The sequence below is a fragment of the Pseudomonas sp. H3_E04 genome (genome assembly GCF_054668915.1).
The window spans coordinates 4,866,469-4,889,730 of the sequence record NZ_CP162797.1 but is presented as its reverse complement, the minus strand read 5'-3'; the positions used below and the strand labels follow the sequence as shown (position 1 = coordinate 4,889,730).

The window sequence follows — 23,262 nt, the reverse complement described above, 5'->3', positions numbered from 1 at the left end:
AATGCTCGGACATTCTGCTGGAGCCGGCCCGTGAAAGCCCTCGACGAACTGACTTTCGACAACCGCTTCGCCCGCCTGGGCGACGCGTTCTCCGCGCACGTGCTGCCCGAGCCGATCGACAATCCGCGTCTGGTGGTCGCCAGCCCGGCCGCCCTGGCCCTGCTCGATCTCGATGCGGCCAGCGCCGACACCGAAGAGTTCGCGCAACTGTTTGGCGGCCACAAACTGTGGGCCGACGCCGAGCCACGGGCGATGGTGTATTCCGGCCATCAGTTCGGCGGTTATACCCCGCAACTGGGCGACGGTCGCGGTCTGCTGCTGGGCGAGGTGTACAACAACGCCGGCGAGCATTGGGACTTGCACCTCAAGGGCGCCGGGCAGACGCCGTTTTCACGCATGGGCGATGGCCGCGCCGTGTTGCGTTCCTCGATCCGTGAGTTTCTCGCTTCCGAAGCGCTATACGCGCTGAACATCCCGTCTTCGCGGGCCGCCTGCGTGATTGGCTCCGACACGCCCGTCTGGCGGGAAAAGCAGGAACGCGCGGCGATGGTGTTGCGTCTGGCGCCGAGCCATATCCGCTTCGGCCATTTCGAATACTTCTACTACACCAAGCGCCCCGAGCAGCAGAAACAGCTTGGCGAGCATGTGCTGGCGATGCACTTTCCCGAGTGTCTGGAACAACCGGAACCGTATCTGGCGATGTTTCGCGAGATCGTCGAGCGCAACGCCGAGCTGATCGCCAAGTGGCAGGCCTACGGCTTCTGTCACGGCGTGATGAACACCGATAACATGTCGATCCTCGGCATCACCTTCGACTTCGGCCCTTTTGCCTTCCTCGATGACTTCGACGCGCATTTCATTTGCAACCACTCCGATGATCAGGGCCGCTACTCGTTCAGCAATCAGGTGCCGGTGGGCCAGTGGAACCTCAGCGCGCTCGCCCAAGCGCTGACGCCGTTCATCAGCGTCGAGGCCCTGCGTGAAACCCTCGACTTGTACCTGCCGCTGTTCCAGGCGCACTACCTCGACCTGATGCGCCGCCGCTTCGGCTTCACCACCGCCGAGGACGACGATCAGCAACTGCTGGAAAACCTGCTGCAACTGATGCAGAACAGCGGCGTCGACTACACGCTGTTCTTCCGCCGCCTCGGTGAAGAGTCAGCCGAACAGGCCATCGCCCACCTGCGCGATGACTTTGTCGATATCAAAGGGTTCGATGCCTGGGGCGAACGCTACGTCGCCCGGGTCGGCCGCGACGGCAATGCCGATCAGGCACAACGCCGCGCACGGATGCATGCGGTCAATCCGCTGTACATCCTGCGCAATTACCTTGCGCAAAAAGCCATCGTCGCGGCCGAGCAAGGCGATTATTCCGAGGTGCGCCGGTTGCATGCGGTGCTGAGCAGACCGTTCGACGAGCAGCCGGGAATGGAAAGTTACGCCGAGCGACCACCGGAGTGGGGCAAGCATTTGGAGATCAGTTGTTCGTCGTGAGTCGATTCAGATAAACACTTCGATCGGTACATTGAAACGTTCAGCGAGCCAGCGGATCTGCCGCAGGTTGAGCTTTCGCTTGCCGCTCAAAATTTCTGACACGACGGATTGAGTACCCACGCCAGGGAGGTCGCTCTGAGTGAGGCCGTGTTCGCGCATCATATAGCCGAGCACTTCTTCACCGCTCGCTTCAGCCATCGGATGATGGGTGCGATCCCATTCCTCGATCCAGTCACCGATGATGTCCAAAAGGCTCATCAATGGATGCGACTCATCTTCCCCGGTTATTTCGAGTATTTCATCGACCGCCCGCACCAAGGCGTCATAATCCTCTTCGCTCTTCGGCTTTCGAACCAGCGGAGCGACATATTCCCAGTGCTCGGCCACTGTCTTGATCAAAATGCTCATACCTTCCCTTCCTTCCATTTGCCCCGATCATATTCGCGATGATCCAGAACATATTTTATGTACAACCTCTGCGATCGATAACTGACGAAAGCTATCAGTCGCAGCTTGTTGCCGCCCAGGTCAAAGACATGAAACTGGCCCACCTTGTCGATCGCAGGAAATATCGATTTCATCGCCGAGAAGTCCTTGGGACAGCTTCTCTTTGCCAGTCGAAACCACTGCGCCAGTGCGCTCGAGGATTGTGGCCATTTTTCCTTGGCCTCTCTGATGGGTTTTTCGCTAAACACATGCATGCAACATCCTTATCGCATTCTGCTATGGGAAGTTAATCGAACGGCGCGATTATCGCAATGTGCGATAGAAGCAGACAGACCGACGGTGCGTCCGGTAAATCTCAGCCTAGGTCTAACCCCGAATGGTGCACGATTGAAAATATGAGCAAACGTCTCCACCTACCTGTCATCAGCTCTCTTTTGGATTCCGCTCATGACCACCCCACTCCTCATCCCCTGCCCCACCTGCAACGGCCTCAATCGCATCCCCGCCGAGCGCCTGGCTGACCAGCCCAAATGCGGGCGCTGCAAGTCTGCGGTGCTGTTGAGCAAACCCTTCGAACTCAAACAAGGCGATTACGCCAGTCAGATCAAGGGCGATCTGCCGTTGCTGGTGGATGTCTGGGCGGACTGGTGCGGGCCGTGCAAGTCGTTTGCGCCGGTGTTCGAACAGGCTGCGGCGCAATTGGCGGGCAAGTGTCGGCTGGCCAAGCTCGACAGCGAGGCGAACCAGCAGTTGTCGGCGCAGTTGGGGATTCGCTCGATTCCGAGTCTGATTCTGTTTAAAAACGGCAGGGAAGTGGCGCGGCAGAGCGGTGCGTTGCCATTGCCACAGCTGATGGCGTGGCTACATAGCCAAGGCATCTGACCCAACACAGACCACCCTGTGGGAGCGAGCTTGCTCGCGAAGGCGGTCGATCATTCAACGCTGATGTTGAATGTGCCGGCCTCTTCGCGAGCAGGCTCGCTCCCACAGGAGATTTGCGTGTGAGTCGGGGAGTCAGTGGTCTTCCAGCAGATTGTGCAGTTCCACAAACTGCTGCGTCAGCTTATGCCGTGGATCGAGGTGAATCAGTGGCATGCTGGCCTGGTGCGACTCGCGCATGCGCACCGAACTGCTCAGATACACCGGCAGCACCGGCAAGCCTTCGGCAATCAGCTCATCGAGCATCTGCTGTGGCAGGCTGGCCCGCGCCTGAAACTGATTGACCACAATGCCTTCGACTTCCAGGCCTTCGTTGTGGTCGTCCTTCAATTCCTCGATCTCGGCGATCAGCCCGTACAGCGCCTGACGCGAGAAGCTGTCGCAGTCGAAGGGAATCAACACGCGATCCGCCGCGATCAGCGCCGATACCGCATAGAAATTCAATGCCGGCGGGGTATCCAGATAAATCCGGTCGTAGTCTTCGGACAACTCATCCAGCAACTTCCGCAGCTTGTTGATCTTGTGCTTGGCCTCAAGCTTGGGCTGCAGGTCAGCCAGTTCGGCGGTGGCGGTGATGATGTGCAGGTTGTCGAAAGGGGTTTCGTAGATGTCCGCCTGATTCTTTTTCGAGAACGGCCCGGACGACAGCGTCTGTTTGAAGAAGTCGGCGATGCCCATCGGAATGTCATCGCCGGTGAGCCCGGTCAGATACTGAGTGGAATTGGCCTGAGCATCGAGGTCGACCAACAACGTGCGATAGCCCTCGCTGGCGCTGACCGCCGCCAGATTGCAGGCAATGCTCGATTTGCCCACGCCACCTTTCTGATTGAACACCACGCGCCGCATGACCAAACCTCCGTGTATCAAAGAATGACCGAGTGTAGTTGCCGGTGACCGCGCTTCGCTACCTTCACCGACATGGACTACGTCGTCAGGTGTAAATATCGGCGCCCACGCATGGAAAAAACCGCCAGCCATTACAGAGGCACCTGACAGACTCACCGCGTCAAACCGGGATAATGGCCAAGTGATAGCCACTCCAGCGAACCGCTCGGTACATTTTGTTGGGCAAAATGTAACCAACATTTGCTACACACCCGTCGCACCGGGATAATGCGCGCCACCCGGCGCCCTGCGCCAAGCCAAGCCTGCTGCGGCGCTGGCGACTCAACGCGTCAACGAAAGCCCGCAGGGGCGGGATGAATGTCCGTGATCAACTTCAACATCGCCCAATGGCGCGCGTGGGCCCCAGGGCTCGACAGCGTGGACGCCTGGCAGGCCTGGAGCCGACAACCGGTCGTGCTGCAGAGCAGTGATGCCGCGCCCGATGTGTCGTTTCTGCCGGCCATGCAACGCCGGCGCCTCAGCCGCCTGGCGCGGATGGCGTTCAGTGTTGGCTGGCCGCTGGCCGACGGACGGGACCATCTGCCGCTGGTGTTCGTCTCCCGGCACGGCGAAACCCCACGCACCTTTGAAATCCTCCGCGATCTGGCCACCGAACAGCCGTTGTCACCGACCCAATTCAGCCTATCGGTGCATAACGCAATCATCGGCCTGTGGTCGATCATGCGCGGCGAAACCAGCGAAATGACTGCCCTCGCCGCCGCTGGCGACGGTCTGGAGCACGGCATGCTTGAAGCAGCCGCACTGCTCAAAGAAGGCGCCCCGGCGGTGCTGCTGGTGATCACCGAAGAACAACCGCCCGAGGCCTATTCGCAGTGGGTCGACGACGTGCCATTCCCCTACGCGCTGGGTCTGTTGCTCACGCCCGGTACCGACTGGCGGCTGACCCTGAACAGCAGCACCGAAACCCGGTCCAAGGCGCACTGGCCGCACGCACTCAACCTGCTGCGAACCCTGCTCGGCCAACAACCTGATTGCCAACATGCGTGGAAAAATCGTGTATGGACCTGGCATCGCAACCCGTGACCGCCAAACACCGCGACGCCTACTACTGGCGCCTGCTGGCCACTGCTGCGAGCTTCGCTTTGTTCGGGCTCGGCGGGCTGTGTCTGCGCCTGCTGGTATTTCCGCTGCTCGGCTGCCTGCCCGGTGACGCGCTGGTCCATCGCCTGCGCGCGCGACGTACGGTCAGTCGGTTGTTCTGGTTCTTCGTGCGGTTCATGGCCCGCACTGGCGTGCTGACCTATGACATCGAGGGCGCCGAACGCCTCGGTCGACCGGGGCAGATGATCATCGCCAACCACCCGTCGCTGATCGATGTGGTGTTTCTCATCGGCCTGGTGCGCCACGCCAACTGCGTGGTGAAGAAAACCCTTTGGGAAAACCCGTTCACCCGTGGCCCGCTGCGCCGCACCGAGTACATCAGCAACGACGGCAGCATGGACATGCTCGACGCCGCCGCGCAGTCGTTGCAGGACGGCCAGACCCTGATCATCTTTCCCGAAGGTACCCGCACCCAGCCGGGGCAGGCGCCGGCCTTTCATCGGGGGGCGGCGGCGATTGCCCTGCGCGGTGCGAAAATCGTTACCCCGGTGATCATCAAGGTCAGCCCGACCACGCTGACCAAAGCCGAGCCGTGGTATCGCATCCCCCATCGCCGCGTGCACTTCAGTTTTCGCGTCGGGGCCGATATAGACCCACAGACCTTCGCCGCGCAAGGCCCCGCACCGCAGGCCTCGCGCAAGCTCAACGATTATTTGCATGACTATTTCATTAAGGAGCTCGCCGCAGATGAGCGAACTGAACACCGCTAGCCTGGTGCGTGACATCAAACTGCTGATCATCGACGCCTTGGGCCTCGAAGACATCAGACCCGAGGACATCGGCGACGAGCAGACATTGTTCGGCGAAGGCCTCGGCCTGGATTCCGTGGACGCACTGGAACTGGGCCTGGCGATCCAGAAAAAGTACGGCATCAAGATCGACGCCGATGCCAAAGACACCCGCAACCATTTCACCAACGTGGCCAGCCTTGCGGCGTTCGTCACGGCAAAACAGGCAGCTTGAGACCGGACCATGCAAACTCGTGACGATATTTTCAACACCCTGCGCGATGCCCTGGTCGAGCTGTTCGAACTGGATCCGGCCCGCGTAAGCATGGACGCCAATCTGTATCAGGATCTGGAAATCGACAGCATCGACGCCGTCGACCTGATCGATCACATCAAACGCCAGACCGGCAAGAAAATCGCCGCCGAAGAATTCAAATCGGTGCGCACCGTCGGTGACGTGGTCGAGGCGGTGTTCCGTCTGGTTCAACCGGCCGCATGAGCCGACTGATCGGCCTGGGCCTGCTGCTGGCCGGTCTGCTGTACCCCTTTGCGGTGTATTTCGGCATGGAGCATTTCGCCCCGTGGCAATTTGCGCTGCTGCTGGGCAGCCTGTGGCTGGCGCGGGTCCTGACCGGCGAGCGCAAGCCTGGCAGCCTGTGGATGGCGTGCGTGGCGATCGGGTTCTGCCTGCTGCTGGCGGTCTTCGACAGCCCGCAGCTGCTGCGCTGGTACCCGGTGCTGATCAGCGCGTTCATGCTGGTGCTGTTCGGCGCAAGCCTGAAATACGGCCCGCCAATGGTCGAGCGCCTGGCGCGCTTGCGCGAGCCGGAACTGCCGGAGGTTGCCGTTCGCTACACGCGCAAGGTGACGCTGGCATGGAGCGTGTTTTTCTTTTGCAACGGTTTGTGCGCCGCCCTCCTCACTCTGTGGGCGCCGCTGGATTGGTGGATGTTGTACACCGGCCTGATCTCCTACGGATTGATCGGCCTGATGTTTGCCATTGAATGGCTGATACGACAACGGGTAAGAGGCCGTACATGAATTGGATAAAACTTGAGCAGCTGTTGCTCAAGGCGTTGCCGGCACGGGCGATCTGCCAGGCGCCGGCACTCGATCACACGCAACTGCGAGCGCAGGCCTTGAGCGTCGCCGCCGGTCTGCAAAGCCGAGGCGTGAACAGGCTGGCCGTGCATCTGGAAGATGCCGCCGACCTCGCCATCGCCCTGCTCGGTGCCTGGCGTGCCGGCGTCAGCGTATTGCTGCCGGCGGATCTGCAAGCGCAGACGCGTCAGCGCTGGTCGCAGGAAGTCGATCTATGGCTGACCGATCAACCCGGCGATGCCCGGTTGCACGACTTCACTCAGCCCGGCCTGCCCGGTGCAGAACTGGATCTTGATCAGTGTCGACTGAGCCTGTGCACTTCCGGCTCCAGCGGCGAACCCAAGCGCATCGACAAGACCCTGCGCCAATTGGCCAACGAGGTCGAAGCGCTGGAGCAGTTGTGGGGCGCAGACCTCGGTGAAGCCTGCATCATCGGCAGTGTCGCCACGCAACACATCTACGGTCTGCTGTTTCGCGTGTTGTGGCCATTGTGCGCCGGGCGCCCGTTCGTACGCCAGCAACTGGCTTTTTCCGAAGACCTGCAGCGCGCCAGCCGCGAACACCCGGCCTTTGCCTGGGTCGCCAGCCCGGCGCTGCTCAAGCGCATGGGTGACAACCTCGACTGGCCGGCCCTGAGCGCGGTGCGCCGGGTGTTTTCCTCCGGAGGCGCGTTGCCGCCCGAAGCGGCGCAAAGCCTGCAACAACGCTTGCAGCAATGGCCGACGGAAATCCTCGGCAGCTCGGAAACCGGCGGCATCGCTTGGCGCCAGGGCGAGTCGTTGTGGCAACCGTTCGCTGGCGTTGAGCTGAGCCAGGACAGCGACGGAGCCCTGCTGATCGCCTCGCCTTACCTGCCTGCCGGCCATGTCGAACACAGTGCCGACGCCGCGCGCATTGCCGCCGATGGTCGCTTCGAACTGCTGGGGCGACTGGACCGCATCGTCAAACTGGAAGAAAAACGCATCTCGCTGCCGATGCTTGAGCAGGCCTTGGCAGCCCATGACTGGGTCGCCGAAGCGCGCCTCGGTGTGGTCCAGGAAAACCGCGCCTCGCTCGGTGCGCTGCTGGTGCTCAGCGAGTCGGGCCTGTTCGCCCTGCGCGAGCACGGCCGGCGTAGCCTGACCGAAACCCTGCGCAAACATCTGAGCCAACATTGCGAAGCCCTCGCCCTGCCCCGGCGCTGGCGCCTGCTGCGGCAAATGCCGTTGAACAGCCAGGGCAAACTGGCGCAAGCCGACGTTGAAGCGTTGCTGCTCGCCGCACGGCCGAAAGCTCCCGAAGTGCTGGAGCAAAGCGCAAGCGACGGCGAATGGAGCCTGCAACTCAGCGTGCCGCCGGATCTGGCCTATTTCAGCGGGCACTTTCCCAAGGCGCCGGTTTTGCCCGGCGTGGTGCAGGTGGAGTGGGCGCTGAATCTGGGTCGGCAGTTGCTGAAGCTGGACGGCGCGTTTGCCGGAATGGAGGTATTGAAGTTCCAGCAACTGGTGCGCCCGGGTGATGAAATCCAGCTGCATCTGCGTTTCGATGCCGAGCGCGGCAAGTTGTATTTCGCTTATCGCAATGACCTGGCGACCTGTTCCAGTGGACGCATTTTGCTGGATGTTGGTCATGGTTGATTTCGGTGAGTGCTGCGCACTCAATCGCGAGCAGGCTCACTCCTACAGGGAGCGCGATTTCATGTGGGAGCGAGCCTGCTCGCGAAGCAGTCACTGCGGTCTTCCAGTGGAGAAACGGTATGCATAACCCCTGCGCCGTAATCCCGGTGTACAACCACGAAACCGCGATCACCACCGTGGTCGATGCCCTGCTCACACAAGGTCTGCCGTGCATTCTGGTAGACGATGCCAGCGAGCCGTCCTGCGCGCGGGTGCTCGACACCCTGGCCGAGCGCGACGGGGTTTTCCTGGTGCGTCTCACAGTCAATCAGGGCAAGGGCGGTGCGGTGATGACCGGCCTGCGCGAAGCCTCGCGTCTGGGCTACAGCCATGCCTTGCAGGTCGATGCCGACGGCCAGCACGATCTGCACGACGTCGCGCGCTTCGTCGGCGAATCCCGCGCCCATCCCGAGGCGATGATCTGCGGCTATCCGCTGTTCGACGAGAGCGTGCCCAAAGGGCGTTTGTACGCGCGCTACCTGACCCACGTGATGGTGTGGATCAACACCCTGTCGTTGCAGATTCGCGATTCGATGTGCGGCTTCCGCGTTTATCCACTGGCGCCGACTCTGGCCGTGATCGACTCGGCCAAAGTCGGCAAGCGCATGGATTTCGACTCGGACATTCTCGTCCGTCTGGCCTGGCGCAATCAGCCGATGCGCTGGCTGCAGACCAGCGTGCATTACCCGCTGGACGGCGTGTCGCACTTTCGCCTGTTCCACGACAACGCGCTGATCTCCAGCATGCACACGCGGCTGTTCTTCGGCATGTTGCTGCGTTGGCCGCTGATCCTCTGGCGGCGGTGGAAACCATGAGCGAAGAAGTCGACAAGAAGCACTGGGCCGACCGCGAAGAGCGCGGCAGTTTCCTGCTGATGAAATTCACCGCGTTCGCCGCCAAAGTCCTCGGCCGCCGCCTGCTCAGTCCGTTGCTGTACGGCATCGTGCTGTATTTCTTCCTGTTCGGCCGCATCGCCCGGCGCAGTGCCTGGCAGTACCAGCAGCGGCTGGCCGAGTGGAGCCGGCGCGACGACTTGCGCCCGAGCCACTGGCGGGTGTTCGGCCAGTTCATGACCTTTGCCGATTCGCTGCTCGACAAGCTCGACGTGTGGAACGGCAAGCTGAGCATCGAGCAGATCGAAATCATCGACCCGGCGCTGCTGCGCAAGCAGTTACGCGGCAGTCGCGGGCAACTGCTGGTCGGCGCGCATCTGGGCAATCTCGAAGTCTGCCGCGCGCTGGCGGAAATCGGCGAAAAGGTCACCATGAACGTTCTGGTGCACACCAAGCACGCCGAGCAATTCAACCGCCTGCTCGGCGAGGCCGGGGCGACCAATCTGCGCCTGATCCAGGTCAGCGAACTCGACCCGGTGATCATGCTGCAACTGCACGAACGGCTGGAACGCGGCGAGTGGCTGGCGATTGCCGGTGACCGCGTGCCGCTGCACGGCGGGCGCAGCGTGACGGTGGATTTTCTCGGCCATCCGGCGCCATTTCCGCAAGGCCCGTGGTTGCTGGCCGGCCTGCTCAAGTGCCCGGTCAATCTGCTGATGTGCCTCAAGCAAGCCGACGGCCACTATCGTCTGACCCTCGAACCGTTCGCCGACGCGGTGGTGTGGACACGCCGCGAGCGCGAGCAGGTCATTCATCAGTGGGCCACTCGCTACGCGCAGCGCCTGAGTCACTATTGCCTCGAAGCCCCGCAGCAATGGTTCAACTTTTACCCTTTCTGGAAGACCGATGACAACGCCAACCCATGAGCCGGTAATTTTCGGCGAACGCCCTTTGCGCATCGAAGACGTGCTGGCCCTGGCCAACCGTCAGGCACCCGTGCAGTTGCAGGCTGACGCCGACTATCGCGAGCGCATCGCCAAGGGCGCGCGGTTTCTCGATTCGCTGCTGGACAAGGAAGGCGTGATCTACGGCGTCACCACCGGTTACGGCGATTCCTGCGTGGTCGCGGTGCCGCTGCATCATGTCGAAGCCTTGCCGCGTCATCTCTACACCTTTCACGGTTGCGGCCTTGGCAAGCTGCTCGACGCGCAGGCGACCCGCGCGGTGCTGGCGGCGCGTTTGCAGTCGTTGTGTCACGGCGTTTCCGGGGTGCGCGTCGAACTGCTCGAGCGTCTGCACGCGTTTCTCGAATACGACATCCTGCCGCTGATTCCCGAAGAGGGTTCGGTGGGTGCCAGCGGCGATCTGACGCCGCTGTCCTATGTCGCCGCAACCCTGTCCGGCGAGCGCGAAGTGATGTTCCGTGGCGAACGCCGTCAGGCTGCCGACGTGCATCGCGAGCTGGGCTGGACGCCGCTGGTGCTGCGTCCGAAAGAAGCGCTGGCGCTGATGAACGGCACAGCGGTGATGACCGGCCTCGCCTGCCTCGCCTTCGCTCGCGCCGATTATCTGCTGCAACTGGCCACGCGCATCACCGCGCTCAATGTCGTCGCGCTGCAAGGCAATCCGGAGCACTTCGACGAACGCCTGTTCGCCGCCAAACCGCACCCAGGGCAGATGCAAGTCGCCGCGTGGCTGCGCAAGGATCTGGCGATCGACGCGCCGACTGCACCGCTGCATCGCCTGCAGGATCGTTATTCGCTGCGTTGCGCGCCGCATGTGCTCGGTGTGCTGGCCGACAGCCTGAACTGGCTGCGCGGTTTCATCGAAACCGAACTGAACAGCGCCAACGACAACCCGATCATCGACGCCGAAGCCGAGCGCGTTCTGCATGGCGGGCACTTCTACGGCGGGCACATTGCCTTTGCCATGGACAGCCTGAAAAACCTCGTGGCCAACGTCGCCGATCTGCTCGATCGGCAACTGGCGTTGCTGGTCGACGAGCGCTACAACCACGGCTTGCCGAGCAACCTCTCCGGCGCACCCGCCGATCGGGCAATGATCAATCACGGCTTCAAGGCGGTGCAGATCGGCACCAGCGCCTGGACCGCTGAAGCGCTGAAAAACACCATGCCGGCCAGCGTGTTCTCGCGCTCCACCGAGTGCCACAACCAGGACAAGGTGAGCATGGGCACCATCGCCGCCCGTGATGCGATTCGCGTGCTGGAGCTGACCGAACAGGTCGCCGCCGCCACGCTGCTCGCCGCCAACCAAGGCGTGTGGCTGCGCGCTCAAGCCGCCGATGCGCGCCCGCTGCCGCCGGCACTGGCGGCGATGCACGAGGAACTCGGCAAAGACTTCCCGCCGGTCATCGAAGACCGGGCGCTGGAAGGCGAACTGCGCCTGTGCCTGCAACGCATCGCCGCGCAACACTGGAGGCTGCATGCGTAGTGCCGGAGTGCTTCACGCCGATACCGAGATTCTGGTGCCGTTTTTCGACGTCGACACCATGCACGTGGTCTGGCACGGCCATTACGTCAAATACCTCGAAGTGGCGCGCTGTGCGCTGCTGGACAAGATCGGCCATAACTACACACATATGGTCGAGTCAGGTTACGCCTGGCCGATCATCGATCTGCAACTTCGCTACGTGCGCGGTGCGGTGTTCGGCCAGCGGCTGAACGTGCGAGCCAGTCTGGTCGAGTGGGAAAACCGTCTGAAGATCAATTATCTGATCACCGACCTGCAGACCGGCGAACGCCTGACCCGCGCCAGCTCAGTGCAGGTCGCTGTCGAAGTCAGCAGCCGCGAGATGCAACTGGCTTCACCAAAAGTCTTCACCGATGCCGTGGAAAGGATGCTGCGATGAATGTGTTTTTCAGAAGCCTCGGCGCACTGACGCTGCTGGCCGTGTCGTCATGGGCCAATGCCTTCGACCTGCAACAACTCAGTGAACAACTGGCGAAACCGGACGTTATCCACGGCCAGTTCATTCAGGAAAAACACCTGCGCGCCCTGCCGCAGCCGCTGATCAGCAGGGGCAGCTTCGTTCTCGCCAAAAATCACGGCCTGCTGTGGCTGTTGAAAACCCCGCTGCAGCAGGACTACCGCATCACCGCCAAGGGCATCGCCCGCCGTGATACCAACGGCTGGCAACTGCTGCCGAACAAGAGCGCCGGCGCCGAGCAGAACCGTTTGTTCCTCGCCGTGCTGCAAGGTGACAGCAGCGGTTTGCAGCGCGATTTCGAACTGGCCCTGAGCGGCACGGCCCAGCAGTGGCAACTGACCCTGACGCCGCGTTCGGTGCTGCTCAAGCAAGTGTTCAAGCAAATCAACATCGATGGCGGCGCCCTTGTGCAAAGCATCGAACTGCTGGAAACCCAGGGCGACAGCACCCTGCTGCGCATGCAGGACAGCACGGCCGAGCAACCCCTGAGCGAAGCGGAGCAACATGACTTTGCCGAGTGAACGCAGGCTGCCCTGGCTGTTTCTGAGCCTGCTGCTGGCCGTCGTCGCGCTGGCCGCCTGGCAATGGCGCGACGGTGCGCCGCTGTCGGCCAATCTCATGGAACTGGTGCCCGGCACCAATCCCGACGCGCTGGAGTCGCGCGCCGAGCAGCGCATGCAGGAGCCGCTCAACCGCGAAATGCTGGTGCTGGTCGGCCACGCCGATCGCCAGCAAGCGCTGACCATGGCCCAGCAACTGGGCGAACAATGGCAGGCCAGCGGTCTGTTCGAAACCGTGCAGTGGAACCTGCAAGCCGACTTGCCGGCGCTGCGCAAGCAATTGCTGCAAGGGCGTTTGGCGATGCTCTCGGCGGATGACCGGCAACTGCTCAGCGAACATCCCGAGGTTTTCATCCAGCAGCGGGTGCAAGCGCTGTTCGACCCGTTCAACGGCTTTACCCTGGTGCCGAGCCAGGACGACTGGCTGGGCCTGACCGGACGCATCCAGAACGGCCAGCCGAAACACGGCGCGGTGCAACTGGACATCGGCAGCGGCGCATTGGTCGCCGATGCCGACGGCAAGAGCTGGGTGATGCTGCGTGCGCGTACCACCGGCAACGCCTTCGACATGAACCTGCCGCTGCAGGTGGCAGAGTTGCTCCAGCGCAGCCGCGAGCAAGCGGCGCAAAGCGACGTGCAGTTGCTCGCCGCCAGTGGCCTGCTCTACGCCGCCAACGGTCAGCAACAGGCCACCCGCGAAATGACCTGGGTCGGCGGCGGCGCCACGGTCGGGATTTTGCTGTTGCTGCTGTTGGCGTTTCGCCGCTGGCGCGTGCTGCTGGCGTTTGTTCCGGTGCTGGTGGGCATGCTGTTCGGCGCGGTGGCCTGTGTGGCACTGTTCGGCCACATGCATGTGATGACGCTGGTGCTCGGCTCAAGCCTGATCGGCGTCGCCGTGGATTACCCACTGCACTATCTGTCCAAAAGCTGGAGCCTCAAGCCCTGGCGCAGCTGGCCGGCCCTGCGCCTGACCTTGCCGGGGCTGACCCTGAGCCTGATCACCAGCGTTATCGGCTACCTGGCGCTGGCCTGGACACCGTTCCCGGCGCTGACGCAGATCGCCGTGTTCTCCGCTGCCGGCTTGCTCGGTGCGTATCTATCTGCGGTCTGCCTGCTGCCGGCACTGCTGAGCAATGTCGAACTGCGCCCGGCGCAATGGCCGCTGCGTCTGGCCGAACGCCTGATTCATCTGCGCGAGGCGCTGCTCGGTCGCATGCGCACGCCCATGCTGCTGGCCGTGCTGATCGCCTTCTGCGTCGGCGGCCTGATGCAGCTGCAGAGCAAAAATGACATCCGCCAATGGGTCGGCGCGCCGCAGCATCTGACCGACGAAGCGCAGACCATCGCGCGCATCACCGGGTATCAACCGACCAGCCAGTTCTTCCTCGTCCGTGCGGCCAATCAGGAGCAACTGCTCGAGCGCCAGGCGGCGCTGAGCGAGCGACTGCAACAACTGGTCAACCTCGACAAACTGCAAGGTTTTCTGGCCCTCGATCAACTGGTCAGCGCGCCGAGCCAGCAACAGCAAGTGCGCGAGTCACTGAACAAGCTGCCGTCGTTCTGGCAACCGCTGCTCGATCTCGGCGTGCCGGTGACGGCGTTGCAAAACGAATTGCAGCAATTGCAGACCCTGCCCGCCGAAGACATCGACGCCGCGCTGGCTGGCCCGCTCGGTGAGCCGTATCGCACGCTATGGCTTGGCCCGACTGAAGACGGCGTTGCAGCAATCACCAGCCTGCAGGGCTTGAACAATCCGTCATTGCTGCGCGTGCAGGCACTGGACTTGCCGGGAGTGGTGCTGGTTGATCGCCTCGGTGATCTGAACAGGGTGTTTGCCGCCACACAGGTCAGCGCCGCCGAACTGAAACTGGCCTCCTGCGTGCTGATCGTGCTGGTGTTGATCTTGCCTTTCGGCCTGACTGGCGCGTTGCGTATCGTCGCCCTGCCACTGCTGGCGGCGCTGTGCAGTCTGGCCAGCCTCGGCTGGCTCGGTCAGCCGCTGACCCTGTTCAGCCTGTTCGGCCTGCTGCTGGTGACGGCGATCAGCGTCGATTACGCAATTCTCATGCGTGAACAGGTCGGCGGCGCGGCGGTGAGCCTGCTCGGTACCTTGCTCGCCGCTGTGACGACGTGGCTGTCGTTCGGTCTGCTGGCGGTTTCCAGCACGCCGGCGGTGAGCAACTTCGGCCTGTCGGTCAGTCTCGGTCTGGCGTTCAGCTTCATGCTCGCGCCGTGGGCCGGGCGCCATGAACCGGCTGCGGAGACAAGCGCATGATGGTCTTCGGCTTCTGGTTGCTGGCCTTGGCGCTGTTTGCGCTGGCGACCCGGGTCGGCCGGCATTTCGGCCTGATTCCGATCGTCAGTCAGTTGCTGCTGGCGAGCTTCGGTTTGCCGTTGCTGATGTATTTCTGGATCGAACCGGGCTGGCAGCTCAGCGGCGCACAACTGATCGCTCCGCACTGGCTGAAAAACCTCTATAGCCTGAGCTTCGCCTTGCTGCTCGGGCACATCCTCAGCGATGTCATCGATCTGCGTCTGGATCGCCAGAGCGTAAAAATCGCTGTGCCGAGTTTCGCTGTGCCGTTCGCTTGCGGGCTGGCGGTCGCGTATTGGTTGCTGCCGTCGCAGCCGTGGCTCAACGCACTGGCCATCGGACTGGTCTTCGCGATTACGGCGATCCCGGTGTTGTACCTGTACTTGCGTCACATCGATTACCCACCCGCCGCCACACGGCGTCTGGTGCAGACCGCAATTCTCATCGACCTGACCTGCTGGACGCTGTTCGGCCTCGCTCAAGGCAGCCTGCACCTGAGCAGCCTGTTGCTGCCCGTGGCCATGGCCGGCGTGCCGCTGCTTTTGCACCTGCTGCGCGTTCGTCGCCCACTGACTTACAGCCTCGGCTTCTTCGCCCTGCTGGTCATGGCCGAACATTACACACTCAACGCGCTGATTTTCGGCATCGGCTATCTGCTGTGCATGGCGCTGCTGAAGGTGCCGTTGGTGCTGCCGTTGCCGGCGCGCTGGATGAGCCGCTTGCAAACGTGGATCGCAATCCCGCTGATCCTCACGTTCGGCATCGTCCAGATCGACGTGCACAGCGCCCTCGCCAGCCTCGACGCCGGGCAATGGGCGGCGCTGCTGCTGTTGCCGATTGCCAGTAAACTGCTCGGTAACTGGCTCGGCCTCGGTTGGGCGGGCGCCTCGTTCGCTGGCGCCAGTCGCTGGCGCGAAAGCGTGCTGTTGAACATTCGCGGCCTCAGCGAAATCGTCTTTCTCAATCTGTTGTTGCAACAACAGCTCATCACCCCGGCGCTGTATTTCGCGCTGATGCTGATGGGCCTGATCGCGACGCTGCTGCCGGCCCTGACCGGCCTGCATCGCGCGCCTCTGAATCTGAACAATCCCTTGCCCCGGAGCTCACGTGCCAATCGTTGAAATGGAATCCCGTCAGGTCGTGATCATCGGTGCCGGCCCGTCCGGCGCTATCGCCGCCGCCCTGCTCAAGCGCAAGGGCCACGATGTGCTGGTGCTCGAGCGCCAGCACTTCCCGCGCTTCTCCATTGGCGAAAGCCTGCTCAGCCACTGCCTCGATTTCGTCGAAGAAGCCGGCATGCTCGACGCCGTCAACGCCGCCGGGTTCCAGCGCAAGACCGGCGCGGCGTTTGCCTGGGGCGAGCGCTACAGCGCTTTCGATTTTGGCGACACCTTCACCGCCGGCAAGCCGACCACGTTCCAGGTGCAGCGCGCCGATTTCGACAAGTTGCTGGCCGATCAAGCGGCATTGCAAGGTGCGGAAATCCGCTATGGCGATGCGATCGTCAGCGTCGATTTCGATCAGGCGAAACCATTCCTTGATGTGCGTCGCGAAGACGGCAGCGAGTACCGCGTCGAAGCCGATTTCGTCCTCGATGCCAGCGGCTATGGCCGCGTGTTGTCGCGCCTGCTCGACCTCGAAGCGCCTTCGAATTTCCCGGTGCGTCAGGCCGTGTTCACCCACGTCGAAGATCACATCGACAATCCGGCGTTCGACCGCGAAAAAATCCTCGTCACCACCCATCCCGAGCATCGCGATGTGTGGTTCTGGACCATCCCGTTCAGCAACGGCCGCTGCTCGGTGGGCGTGGTGGCGGCTGAGGAACATTTCTCAGGACGCGACAGCGACCTCGATGCCTGCCTGCGCAGTTTTATCGCCGAGACGCCAAGCCTCGCCGGGGTTCTCGATAACGCGGTCTGGGACACCCCGGCGCGCACCCTCGGCGGCTACGCGGCCAATGTGAAAACCCTGCACGGCCCGGGCTTCGCGCTGCTGGGCAACGCCGCAGAATTCCTCGACCCGGTGTTCTCCTCCGGCGTGACCATTGCCATGCGTTCGGCGAGCATGGCTGCCGGCGTGCTGCATCGTCAGTTGCAGGGGGAAGCGGTCGACTGGCAACGTGAATTTGCCGAGCCGTTGAAACGCGGTGTCGACACCTTCCGCTGCTATGTCGAAGGCTGGTACGCCGGGACCTTCCAGGACGTGATTTTCTATGAGGACAGCCAGGCGGAAATTCGCCGGATGATCTGCTCGATCCTCGCCGGTTACGCCTGGGACGAGCGCAACCCGTTCGTCAGTGAAGCGCGGCGCCGGCTGAAGATGATTTCCCAACTCTGCGCGCAGGACGCCTCATGAATTACTTGAGCGACAGTTACGTCGAGGAAACCCGCTTCGGCCTCTGGTTCCTGCGCAGCCACACCTGGCAGCACCATGTGCTGCGGGTGGCGATCAACGATCTGCGTGGATTATTCAGTGAGCCGCTGCCGGAACACCCGGTGCTGCTGGACGCCGGTTGCGGTCAGGGCAAGTCGTTCGGCCACCTGCGCCAGACCTTTGCCCCGCAGCGCCTGATCGGCGTCGACGCCGACCCGCACAGTTTGCAACTCAGCGCCGAAGAGGCCACGCGCCTGGACATGCCAGTCGAGTTGATCGGCAGCGATTGCGCCACGCTCAACGTCGCCGATGCCAGCGTCGATCTGCTGTTCTGTCACCAGACTTTCCATCATCTGGTCGAGCAGGAAAAGGCCTTGGCCGAGTTCTATCGCGTGCTCAAGCCGGGCGGCTATCTGCTGTTCGCCGAGTCCACCGAGGCTTACATTGATACCTGGGTGATTCGCTGGCTGTTCCGCCATCCGATGCAAGTGCAGAAGAGCGCCGCCGGCTATCTGCAGATGATCCGCGAGCAGGGTTTCGAGTTTGCCGAGCGCAATGTTTCCTACCCCTATCTGTGGTGGAGCCGGTCGAAGGATTTTGGTTTGCTGGAACGGTTGAGGTTGAGCAAACCCAAGCCATTCGGTGAGCGCGAAGAGACGCTGGTGAATGTCGTCGCGCGCAAGCCATTGCAGGAACCTGTCTGATGTACGGCTATCGATCTGAACACCTGAAACTCTGTGGGAGCGAGCCTGCTCGCGAAAGCGGTGTATCAGTCAGCCAAAGTGGCGAATGTCAGATGGCATTCGCGAGCAGGCTCGCTCCCACAGGGATTGCTGCGTGGCTGGTGATCGTTTTGTCAGCCTTGCTGCTCAGCGCCTGCGCCAGCCAGCCGCCACTACCAGCTGCCAACCCGACGCTGCCCCTGCCGCTACAACTGCACATCGAGCGCGAGCAGGCCGGGCAGCGTCAGGACTGGCTGCTGGTGATCCAGCGCGAAGGCGCCGGCACGCGCTGGTCGATGATGGATCCGCTGGGCATTCCCCAGGCCCGCCAGCAACTGATCAACGGGCACTGGCAGGCCGACGGTCTGCTGCCGCCCAATCCCGAGGCACGGGAGCTGTTCGGCGCATTGCTGTTCGCTTTGACGCCTTCCGCCGAGCTGCTGCGCAACTATCCCGACGCCCGGCAAACAACCGATCAGCGCTCACTGCCGGCACGCTGGAACGTCCGCTATTCACAACCGTTGAGCTTCCAATTGAATCTGCCCCAAGGCCCGCACTATCGCGTTTCCCAGTTAGGTGAATCGACGCCATGACCGCTTACCTGAATGCCCTCGGCGTGATCTGCGCCCTGGGCCGCGACAAGTCTGAAGTCGCGCGCAATCTGTTTGCCGGCGACTGTTCGGGCATGCGCCGCGAGTCTGGCTGGGTCGCTGAACGTGAGCTGCCTGTCGCCGGCGTGCACGGTGAATTGGCGGCGATCCCGGCCGAATTGATCGAGCACAGCAGTCGCAACAACCAACTGCTGCTGGAAGCCGCGCTGCAGATTCGTGACGACATCAACCGCGCGATCCAGACCTATGGCCGTGAGCGCATTGGCGTGGTGCTAGGCACCAGCACCTCGGGCATCGACGAGGCCAGCCGGGGTCTGGCGCATTACATCCGCGAGCAGCAGTTTCCCCGCGAATACGACTATCGCCAGCAGGAACTCGGTGCCCCGGCGAACTTCCTCGCTGAGTGGCTGCAACTGAGCGGCCCGGCCTACGTGATTTCCACCGCCTGCACCTCCAGCGCCCGCGCGCTGATGAGCGCTCAGCGCCTGCTCGATCTGGGCCTGTGCGACGCGGTGCTGTGCGGCGGCGTCGACAGTTTGTGCAAGCTCACGTTGAACGGTTTTTCTTCGCTGGAAGCCGTTTCAGATGAACGCTGCAATCCGTTTTCCGCCAACCGCGACGGCATCAATATCGGCGAAGCAGCGGTGCTGTTCGTGATGAGCAAACAGCGCGGCGAAGGCCCGGGAATCGCCTTGCTGGGTGCGGGCGCCAGCTCGGATGCGCACCATATTTCCGCGCCGGAGCCGAGCGGTCGCGGCGCCCTGCAAGCGATGCAAAAAGCCCTTGGCCGCGCTCATCTGCAAGCCGGGCAAATCAACTACCTGAACCTGCACGGCACCGCCACTGCGCACAACGACGCCATGGAAAGCCTGGCGGTCGCGGCGCTGTTTCCCGAAGGCGTCGCCTGCTCGTCAACCAAGCCGCTGACCGGTCACACCCTCGGCGCGGCCGGCGCGCTGGAAGCGGCGTTCTGCTGGCTGAGCCTGAGTGCCGAAAACCCTGAACAGGCGTTGCCGCCGCACATCTGGGATGGCCAGGCCGATCCCGCGCTGCCGCCGCTCAACTGGGTGACCGCGAGCGAACGCTTGACGTCCATTGCACCGCGCTACCTGATGAGCAACTCGTTTGCCTTCGGCGGCAACAACGTCAGCCTGATAATCGGAGACGCCCCATGAGCCACTGGCCGCTCGCCGAACTGCTGCCGCACGCCGGCGACATGATTCTGATCGACGCCATCGAGCGCTTCGATGACGAGCAGATCTTCACCCGCCTGACGGTCAAGCCGGACGGCCTGTTCAACCTGCCCGACGGCAGCCTGCCGGCGTGGGTCGGCGTCGAACTGATGGCGCAGAGCGTCGCCGCTTTCGCCGGTTGTCACGCGCGGCAAAAAGGCAATCCGGTGGAGCTGGGCTTTCTCCTCGGCACGCGCAAATTCGAGTGCAATGTCCAAGCCTTTGCGGCCGGCAGCGAGCTGAGCATCCATGGCCTGCGCTCACTGGAAGACGACAACGGCATGGGCGTATTCGAATGCCATATCCACGGCGACGGCGTACATGCCAGCGCGCGGCTGAACGTGTTCCGTCCGCCGCAAGCCAACCAATATCTGCAGCAGACGAAGGAGTCGCACGATGACTGAATCCGTACTGGTCACCGGCTCCAGCCGTGGCATCGGCCGCGCCATTGCCTTGCGTCTGGCGCAGGCCGGGCATGACATCGTCCTGCATTGCCGCAGCGGCATGACTGAAGCCCAAGCGGTGCAGGCCGAAATCGAAGCACTGGGGCGCCGCGCACGCATCCTGCAATTCGACGTCGCCGACCGCGAATCCTGCAGAAGCATTCTCGAAGCCGACGTTGAAAACCATGGCGCCTATTACGGCGTGGTGCTCAACGCCGGGCTGACCCGCGACGGCGCGTTTCCGGCGCTGAGCGATGACGATTGGGACGTGGTCCTGCGCACCAACCTCGACGGTTTCTACAACGTCCTGCACCCGGTGATGATGCCGATGATCCGTCGTCGCGCCGCCGGGCGCATCGTCTGCATCACCTCGGTGTCGGGCCTGATCGGCAACCGTGGCCAAGTCAATTACAGCGCCTCGAAGGCCGGCGTGATCGGTGCGGCAAAGGCATTGGCGATCGAGCTGGGCAAGCGCAAAATCACCGTTAACTGCGTCGCCCCTGGCCTGATCGACACGGCCATGCTCGACGAAAACGTGCCGGTGGAGGAACTGATGAAAATGATCCCCGCGCAACGCATGGGCACCCCTGAAGAAGTGGCCGCTGCGGTGAATTTCCTGATGTCGGCGGAAGCCTCGTACATCACCCGCCAGGTGCTGGCGGTCAACGGAGGCCTGTGCTGATGAAACGCGTCGTCGTCACCGGCATGGCCGGCATCACCTCTCTGGGCAGCGACTGGCCGACCATTGCCGGCAATTTCGCGGCCAATCGCAGCGGCATTCGCCGGATGGACGAGTGGGATCGCTTCACTGAACTCAACACACGTCTGGCCGGGCCTATCGATGATTTTCTCGTACCGTCGCACTGGACCCGCAAGCAGTTGCGCAGCATGGGCCGGGTTTCGCGACTGGCGGTCGGCGCAGCAGAAAAGGCTCTGGCCGATGCTGGCCTGCTCGGTGACGAATCGATCAAGGACGGGCGCATGGGCGTCGCTTGTGGTTCATCTACCGGTAGCACTGACGAGATCAAAGCCTTCGGCAACATGCTGCTCAACTCGGTGGCCGAGGGGCTCAACGCCAACTCCTACGTGCGGATGATGCCGCACACCACCGCCGCCAATATCAGCATTTTCTTCAGCCTCACCGGCCGCCTGATCCCGACCTCCAGCGCCTGCACCAGCGGCAGCCAGGGCATCGGCTACGCCTACGAAGCAATCAAGTTCGGCCGCCTGCCGTTGATGCTCGCCGGCGGTGCCGAAGAACTGTGCCCAACCGAAGCCATGGTGTTTGACGCGCTCTACGCCACCAGCTTGAAAAACGATGCACCCCAGACCAGCCCACGCCCGTACGACAAGGGCCGCGACGGTCTGGTGATTGGTGAAGGTGGCGGCATGCTCGTGCTTGAGGAGCTGGAACACGCCCTCGCCCGTGGCGCGCACATTCACGCGGAAATCGTCGGTTTCGGCAGCAACGCCGACGGCCAGCACACAACCCGCCCGGAACAGGTCACCATGCGCCGCGCCATGGAGCTGGCCTTGGAAGATGCCGGCCTCAGTCCGGACGCCATTGGCTATGTGAACGGCCACGGCACCGCGACCGAACAGGGCGACATCGCCGAAACGCTGGCCACCAGCAGCTTGTTCGGCGAACACATGCCGATCAGCTCGCAGAAGAGCTTTCTCGGCCATACCCTCGGTGCCTGCGGTGCGCTGGAGTCATGGTTCAGCATCGAGATGCTCAACAGCGACCGTTACGTGCACACCTTCAACCTCGACGAGGTCGACCCGCACTGCGGCAAGCTCGATTACCTGCGCGGCGAATTTCGTCAGATGCACCACGACTACGTGATGAACAACAACTTCGCTTTCGGTGGCGTCAACACCTCGTTGATCTTCCGCCGCTGGGCATAACCGAATCAATCCAGGTCAAGGAGACCTACATGCACTTCACCAAACTCGCCGCTGTCACCCTGCTGCTCTGCGCCCTGCCAGCGGTCAGCCAGGCCCGCGACACGGCGGTGTACCTGCCATTCGACAAAGCCGTCGCCGAAGCCACCCGCTCCGGCAAGATCGATGGCAGCGTGAAATTCTATCTGGCCGGCAACACCCCGGCCGGCAAAGTCACCGTGGTCAGCCCCGACGCCGTGACCAACAAGAAAACCAACGCTTTCAACAAATCCGATGAAGTCGCCTGCGAGTGGGTCGCCCAATCGGCAATCATCAGCCTGCACCAGGCCGCGAAAAACGCCGGCGCCAACGCCGTGACCAACATCGTCAGCTTCTACAAGCGCAACGAACGCAAGGACGCGCAAACCTACGAATGCCACGCCGGCGCGATCATGGCGGGCGTTGCGCTGAAGGGTGATCTGGCGAAGGTTCAATAAACGCCGGAAACGACAAAGGGCGCCGTTTGGCGCCCTTTCACAGACAGGTTGGCTTGTCATCGCCGATTACCTGCCTGGCTCTGCGATGGCTGGTTGCCCAGGATCCTCAGAGTCTCACAAGCCCCTTTCGGGAACGCAGGCAGTATTGCTTGAAATGCATCGGCAGACAACGGCTGGCGTTTCGCCTCTCGGCGCGATATCCAGCGCCATCACAGCCCCACCAACAGAATATTGCTGCGGTGTGTACGCAGAACGACAACGGGCCTGACTTTCACCATCTCAGGCACTTCATAGCCTCTGAAATCGCAAATCAGCACGCTGCCCTCCTTGGGCTGGTATCGAAGAGGCTTCCGTGGCACTCACTGAAAAAGAGGCGATTTTGCGCAAAAATCGAGCGCTATCCTAAGGCAGATCCGTTACGGGAAATGTAGCTCTCTGCAATCCCCTTACTTCCTTGCACCATCTACACTCGCTT

General features: G+C 62.4%; 26 protein-coding genes. 23 read left to right on the top strand and 3 right to left on the bottom strand.

Going from position 1 to position 23,262, the window contains the following annotated elements:
* Window positions 1–30 precede the first annotated feature (30 nt).
* Entirely contained in the window at window positions 31–1,494 is a 1,464-nt protein-coding gene (selO, locus tag AB4N53_RS22075) for a protein adenylyltransferase SelO (RefSeq protein WP_460123243.1), read from the top strand.
* Window positions 1,495–1,500: 6 nt separating this feature from the next.
* On the opposite strand, the gene AB4N53_RS22070 is transcribed toward selO, so the two are convergent.
* Both AB4N53_RS22070 and AB4N53_RS22065 read right to left on the bottom strand, forming a co-directional pair.
* Complete coding sequence (locus AB4N53_RS22070) at window positions 1,501–1,902, bottom strand: helix-turn-helix domain-containing protein (protein ID WP_123419853.1); 402 nt, start codon at window positions 1,900–1,902, stop codon at window positions 1,501–1,503.
* Entirely contained in the window at window positions 1,899–2,195 is a 297-nt protein-coding gene (locus AB4N53_RS22065) for a type II toxin-antitoxin system HigB family toxin (RefSeq protein WP_460123239.1), read from the bottom strand. The genes AB4N53_RS22070 and AB4N53_RS22065 overlap by 4 nt, the downstream gene beginning before the upstream one ends.
* Before the next feature lie 193 nt (window positions 2,196–2,388).
* Here AB4N53_RS22065 and trxC point away from each other — a divergent pair, with 193 nt between their 5' ends.
* On the top strand, window positions 2,389–2,823 hold the full coding sequence (gene trxC, locus AB4N53_RS22060; RefSeq protein WP_460123235.1) for a thioredoxin TrxC: 435 nt from the start codon (window positions 2,389–2,391) through the stop codon (window positions 2,821–2,823).
* Window positions 2,824–2,955: 132 nt separating this feature from the next.
* Here the strand turns inward: trxC and AB4N53_RS22055 are convergent, their stop codons facing one another.
* Window positions 2,956–3,726, bottom strand: coding sequence for a ParA family protein (locus AB4N53_RS22055; RefSeq protein WP_024011296.1), 771 nt, complete (start codon window positions 3,724–3,726; stop codon window positions 2,956–2,958).
* Window positions 3,727–4,083: 357 nt separating this feature from the next.
* Here AB4N53_RS22055 and AB4N53_RS22050 point away from each other — a divergent pair, with 357 nt between their 5' ends.
* The 21 genes from AB4N53_RS22050 to AB4N53_RS21950 all read left to right on the top strand — a co-directional run bounded on the left by AB4N53_RS22050 (window position 4,084) and on the right by AB4N53_RS21950 (window position 22,787).
* On the top strand, window positions 4,084–4,809 hold the full coding sequence (locus AB4N53_RS22050) for a beta-ketoacyl synthase chain length factor (RefSeq protein WP_460123231.1): 726 nt from the start codon (window positions 4,084–4,086) through the stop codon (window positions 4,807–4,809).
* Complete coding sequence (locus AB4N53_RS22045) at window positions 4,785–5,597, top strand: lysophospholipid acyltransferase family protein (RefSeq protein WP_041477597.1); 813 nt, start codon at window positions 4,785–4,787, stop codon at window positions 5,595–5,597. The genes AB4N53_RS22050 and AB4N53_RS22045 overlap by 25 nt, the downstream gene beginning before the upstream one ends.
* On the top strand, window positions 5,575–5,850 hold the full coding sequence (locus AB4N53_RS22040) for a phosphopantetheine-binding protein (RefSeq protein ID WP_460123226.1): 276 nt from the start codon (window positions 5,575–5,577) through the stop codon (window positions 5,848–5,850). Before AB4N53_RS22045 ends, AB4N53_RS22040 begins: the two co-directional genes overlap by 23 nt.
* 9 nt (window positions 5,851–5,859) lie before the next feature.
* On the top strand, window positions 5,860–6,114 hold the full coding sequence (locus tag AB4N53_RS22035; protein WP_016772026.1) for an acyl carrier protein: 255 nt from the start codon (window positions 5,860–5,862) through the stop codon (window positions 6,112–6,114).
* Window positions 6,111–6,656 (top strand): COG4648 family protein, encoded by a 546-nt coding sequence (locus AB4N53_RS22030; RefSeq protein ID WP_460123223.1) that lies wholly within the window; start codon window positions 6,111–6,113, stop codon window positions 6,654–6,656. The genes AB4N53_RS22035 and AB4N53_RS22030 overlap by 4 nt, the downstream gene beginning before the upstream one ends.
* Entirely contained in the window at window positions 6,653–8,332 is a 1,680-nt protein-coding gene (locus AB4N53_RS22025) for an AMP-binding protein (protein ID WP_460123221.1), read from the top strand. Before AB4N53_RS22030 ends, AB4N53_RS22025 begins: the two co-directional genes overlap by 4 nt.
* Window positions 8,333–8,451: 119 nt before the next feature.
* Window positions 8,452–9,186, top strand: a complete 735-nt coding sequence (locus AB4N53_RS22020) for a glycosyltransferase family 2 protein (RefSeq protein WP_460123218.1) — start codon at window positions 8,452–8,454, stop codon at window positions 9,184–9,186.
* Complete coding sequence (locus tag AB4N53_RS22015; protein WP_460123215.1) at window positions 9,183–10,130, top strand: LpxL/LpxP family acyltransferase; 948 nt, start codon at window positions 9,183–9,185, stop codon at window positions 10,128–10,130. Before AB4N53_RS22020 ends, AB4N53_RS22015 begins: the two co-directional genes overlap by 4 nt.
* Complete coding sequence (locus AB4N53_RS22010; RefSeq protein WP_460123212.1) at window positions 10,111–11,655, top strand: HAL/PAL/TAL family ammonia-lyase; 1,545 nt, start codon at window positions 10,111–10,113, stop codon at window positions 11,653–11,655. Before AB4N53_RS22015 ends, AB4N53_RS22010 begins: the two co-directional genes overlap by 20 nt.
* On the top strand, window positions 11,648–12,073 hold the full coding sequence (locus AB4N53_RS22005; protein ID WP_039756713.1) for an acyl-CoA thioesterase: 426 nt from the start codon (window positions 11,648–11,650) through the stop codon (window positions 12,071–12,073). The genes AB4N53_RS22010 and AB4N53_RS22005 overlap by 8 nt, the downstream gene beginning before the upstream one ends.
* Window positions 12,070–12,672: an outer membrane lipoprotein carrier protein LolA gene (locus tag AB4N53_RS22000; protein WP_460123209.1), complete on the top strand. Its 603-nt coding sequence runs from the start codon at window positions 12,070–12,072 to the stop codon at window positions 12,670–12,672. The genes AB4N53_RS22005 and AB4N53_RS22000 overlap by 4 nt, the downstream gene beginning before the upstream one ends.
* Entirely contained in the window at window positions 12,656–14,986 is a 2,331-nt protein-coding gene (locus AB4N53_RS21995; protein WP_460123206.1) for an MMPL family transporter, read from the top strand. The genes AB4N53_RS22000 and AB4N53_RS21995 overlap by 17 nt, the downstream gene beginning before the upstream one ends.
* Window positions 14,983–16,146: a cation:proton antiporter gene (locus AB4N53_RS21990; protein WP_460123202.1), complete on the top strand. Its 1,164-nt coding sequence runs from the start codon at window positions 14,983–14,985 to the stop codon at window positions 16,144–16,146. The genes AB4N53_RS21995 and AB4N53_RS21990 overlap by 4 nt, the downstream gene beginning before the upstream one ends.
* A complete protein-coding gene (locus tag AB4N53_RS21985) occupies window positions 16,133–17,380 on the top strand; it encodes an NAD(P)/FAD-dependent oxidoreductase (protein WP_460123199.1) in 1,248 nt (415 codons plus the stop codon). Before AB4N53_RS21990 ends, AB4N53_RS21985 begins: the two co-directional genes overlap by 14 nt.
* Window positions 17,377–18,102, top strand: coding sequence for a class I SAM-dependent methyltransferase (locus tag AB4N53_RS21980; protein ID WP_460123196.1), 726 nt, complete (start codon window positions 17,377–17,379; stop codon window positions 18,100–18,102). The genes AB4N53_RS21985 and AB4N53_RS21980 overlap by 4 nt, the downstream gene beginning before the upstream one ends.
* Window positions 18,102–18,713 carry a hypothetical protein gene (locus AB4N53_RS21975; protein ID WP_460123193.1) on the top strand — a complete coding sequence of 204 codons (612 nt, stop codon included), beginning with the start codon at window positions 18,102–18,104 and terminating at the stop codon, window positions 18,711–18,713. The genes AB4N53_RS21980 and AB4N53_RS21975 overlap by 1 nt, the downstream gene beginning before the upstream one ends.
* Complete coding sequence (locus AB4N53_RS21970; RefSeq protein WP_460123190.1) at window positions 18,710–19,906, top strand: beta-ketoacyl-[acyl-carrier-protein] synthase family protein; 1,197 nt, start codon at window positions 18,710–18,712, stop codon at window positions 19,904–19,906. Before AB4N53_RS21975 ends, AB4N53_RS21970 begins: the two co-directional genes overlap by 4 nt.
* Window positions 19,903–20,367 (top strand): hotdog family protein, encoded by a 465-nt coding sequence (locus AB4N53_RS21965; RefSeq protein ID WP_460123187.1) that lies wholly within the window; start codon window positions 19,903–19,905, stop codon window positions 20,365–20,367. Before AB4N53_RS21970 ends, AB4N53_RS21965 begins: the two co-directional genes overlap by 4 nt.
* The gene (fabG, locus tag AB4N53_RS21960) at window positions 20,360–21,088 is read left to right on the top strand and encodes a 3-ketoacyl-ACP reductase FabG2 (RefSeq protein WP_073471609.1); all 729 of its coding nucleotides are present in this window, start codon (window positions 20,360–20,362) and stop codon (window positions 21,086–21,088) included. The genes AB4N53_RS21965 and fabG overlap by 8 nt, the downstream gene beginning before the upstream one ends.
* On the top strand, window positions 21,088–22,314 hold the full coding sequence (locus AB4N53_RS21955; protein WP_460123184.1) for a beta-ketoacyl-ACP synthase: 1,227 nt from the start codon (window positions 21,088–21,090) through the stop codon (window positions 22,312–22,314). The genes fabG and AB4N53_RS21955 overlap by 1 nt, the downstream gene beginning before the upstream one ends.
* Before the next feature lie 29 nt (window positions 22,315–22,343).
* Window positions 22,344–22,787 (top strand): excinuclease, encoded by a 444-nt coding sequence (locus AB4N53_RS21950; protein ID WP_252883038.1) that lies wholly within the window; start codon window positions 22,344–22,346, stop codon window positions 22,785–22,787.
* Window positions 22,788–23,262 lie beyond the last annotated feature (475 nt).

Bases quoted from the DNA above. Each gene is read 5' to 3' on its own strand.
- AB4N53_RS22070 (WP_123419853.1), bottom strand. From the start codon at position 1,902: ATGAGCATTTTGATCAAGACAGTGGCCGAGCACTGGGAATATGTCGCT.
- AB4N53_RS22065 (WP_460123239.1), bottom strand. From the start codon at position 2,195: ATGCATGTGTTTAGCGAAAAACCCATCAGAGAGGCCAAGGAAAAATGG.
- trxC (WP_460123235.1), top strand. From the start codon at position 2,389: ATGACCACCCCACTCCTCATCCCCTGCCCCACCTGCAACGGCCTCAAT.
- AB4N53_RS22055 (WP_024011296.1), bottom strand. From the start codon at position 3,726: ATGCGGCGCGTGGTGTTCAATCAGAAAGGTGGCGTGGGCAAATCGAGC.
- AB4N53_RS22050 (WP_460123231.1), top strand. From the start codon at position 4,084: ATGTCCGTGATCAACTTCAACATCGCCCAATGGCGCGCGTGGGCCCCA.
- AB4N53_RS22045 (WP_041477597.1), top strand. From the start codon at position 4,785: ATGGACCTGGCATCGCAACCCGTGACCGCCAAACACCGCGACGCCTAC.
- AB4N53_RS22040 (WP_460123226.1), top strand. From the start codon at position 5,575: ATGAGCGAACTGAACACCGCTAGCCTGGTGCGTGACATCAAACTGCTG.
- AB4N53_RS22035 (WP_016772026.1), top strand. From the start codon at position 5,860: ATGCAAACTCGTGACGATATTTTCAACACCCTGCGCGATGCCCTGGTC.
- AB4N53_RS22030 (WP_460123223.1), top strand. From the start codon at position 6,111: ATGAGCCGACTGATCGGCCTGGGCCTGCTGCTGGCCGGTCTGCTGTAC.
- AB4N53_RS22025 (WP_460123221.1), top strand. From the start codon at position 6,653: ATGAATTGGATAAAACTTGAGCAGCTGTTGCTCAAGGCGTTGCCGGCA.
- AB4N53_RS22020 (WP_460123218.1), top strand. From the start codon at position 8,452: ATGCATAACCCCTGCGCCGTAATCCCGGTGTACAACCACGAAACCGCG.
- AB4N53_RS22015 (WP_460123215.1), top strand. From the start codon at position 9,183: ATGAGCGAAGAAGTCGACAAGAAGCACTGGGCCGACCGCGAAGAGCGC.
- AB4N53_RS22010 (WP_460123212.1), top strand. From the start codon at position 10,111: ATGACAACGCCAACCCATGAGCCGGTAATTTTCGGCGAACGCCCTTTG.
- AB4N53_RS22005 (WP_039756713.1), top strand. From the start codon at position 11,648: ATGCGTAGTGCCGGAGTGCTTCACGCCGATACCGAGATTCTGGTGCCG.
- AB4N53_RS22000 (WP_460123209.1), top strand. From the start codon at position 12,070: ATGAATGTGTTTTTCAGAAGCCTCGGCGCACTGACGCTGCTGGCCGTG.
- AB4N53_RS21995 (WP_460123206.1), top strand. From the start codon at position 12,656: ATGACTTTGCCGAGTGAACGCAGGCTGCCCTGGCTGTTTCTGAGCCTG.
- AB4N53_RS21990 (WP_460123202.1), top strand. From the start codon at position 14,983: ATGATGGTCTTCGGCTTCTGGTTGCTGGCCTTGGCGCTGTTTGCGCTG.
- AB4N53_RS21980 (WP_460123196.1), top strand. From the start codon at position 17,377: ATGAATTACTTGAGCGACAGTTACGTCGAGGAAACCCGCTTCGGCCTC.
- AB4N53_RS21975 (WP_460123193.1), top strand. From the start codon at position 18,102: ATGTACGGCTATCGATCTGAACACCTGAAACTCTGTGGGAGCGAGCCT.
- AB4N53_RS21970 (WP_460123190.1), top strand. From the start codon at position 18,710: ATGACCGCTTACCTGAATGCCCTCGGCGTGATCTGCGCCCTGGGCCGC.
- AB4N53_RS21965 (WP_460123187.1), top strand. From the start codon at position 19,903: ATGAGCCACTGGCCGCTCGCCGAACTGCTGCCGCACGCCGGCGACATG.
- fabG (WP_073471609.1), top strand. From the start codon at position 20,360: ATGACTGAATCCGTACTGGTCACCGGCTCCAGCCGTGGCATCGGCCGC.
- AB4N53_RS21955 (WP_460123184.1), top strand. From the start codon at position 21,088: ATGAAACGCGTCGTCGTCACCGGCATGGCCGGCATCACCTCTCTGGGC.
- AB4N53_RS21950 (WP_252883038.1), top strand. From the start codon at position 22,344: ATGCACTTCACCAAACTCGCCGCTGTCACCCTGCTGCTCTGCGCCCTG.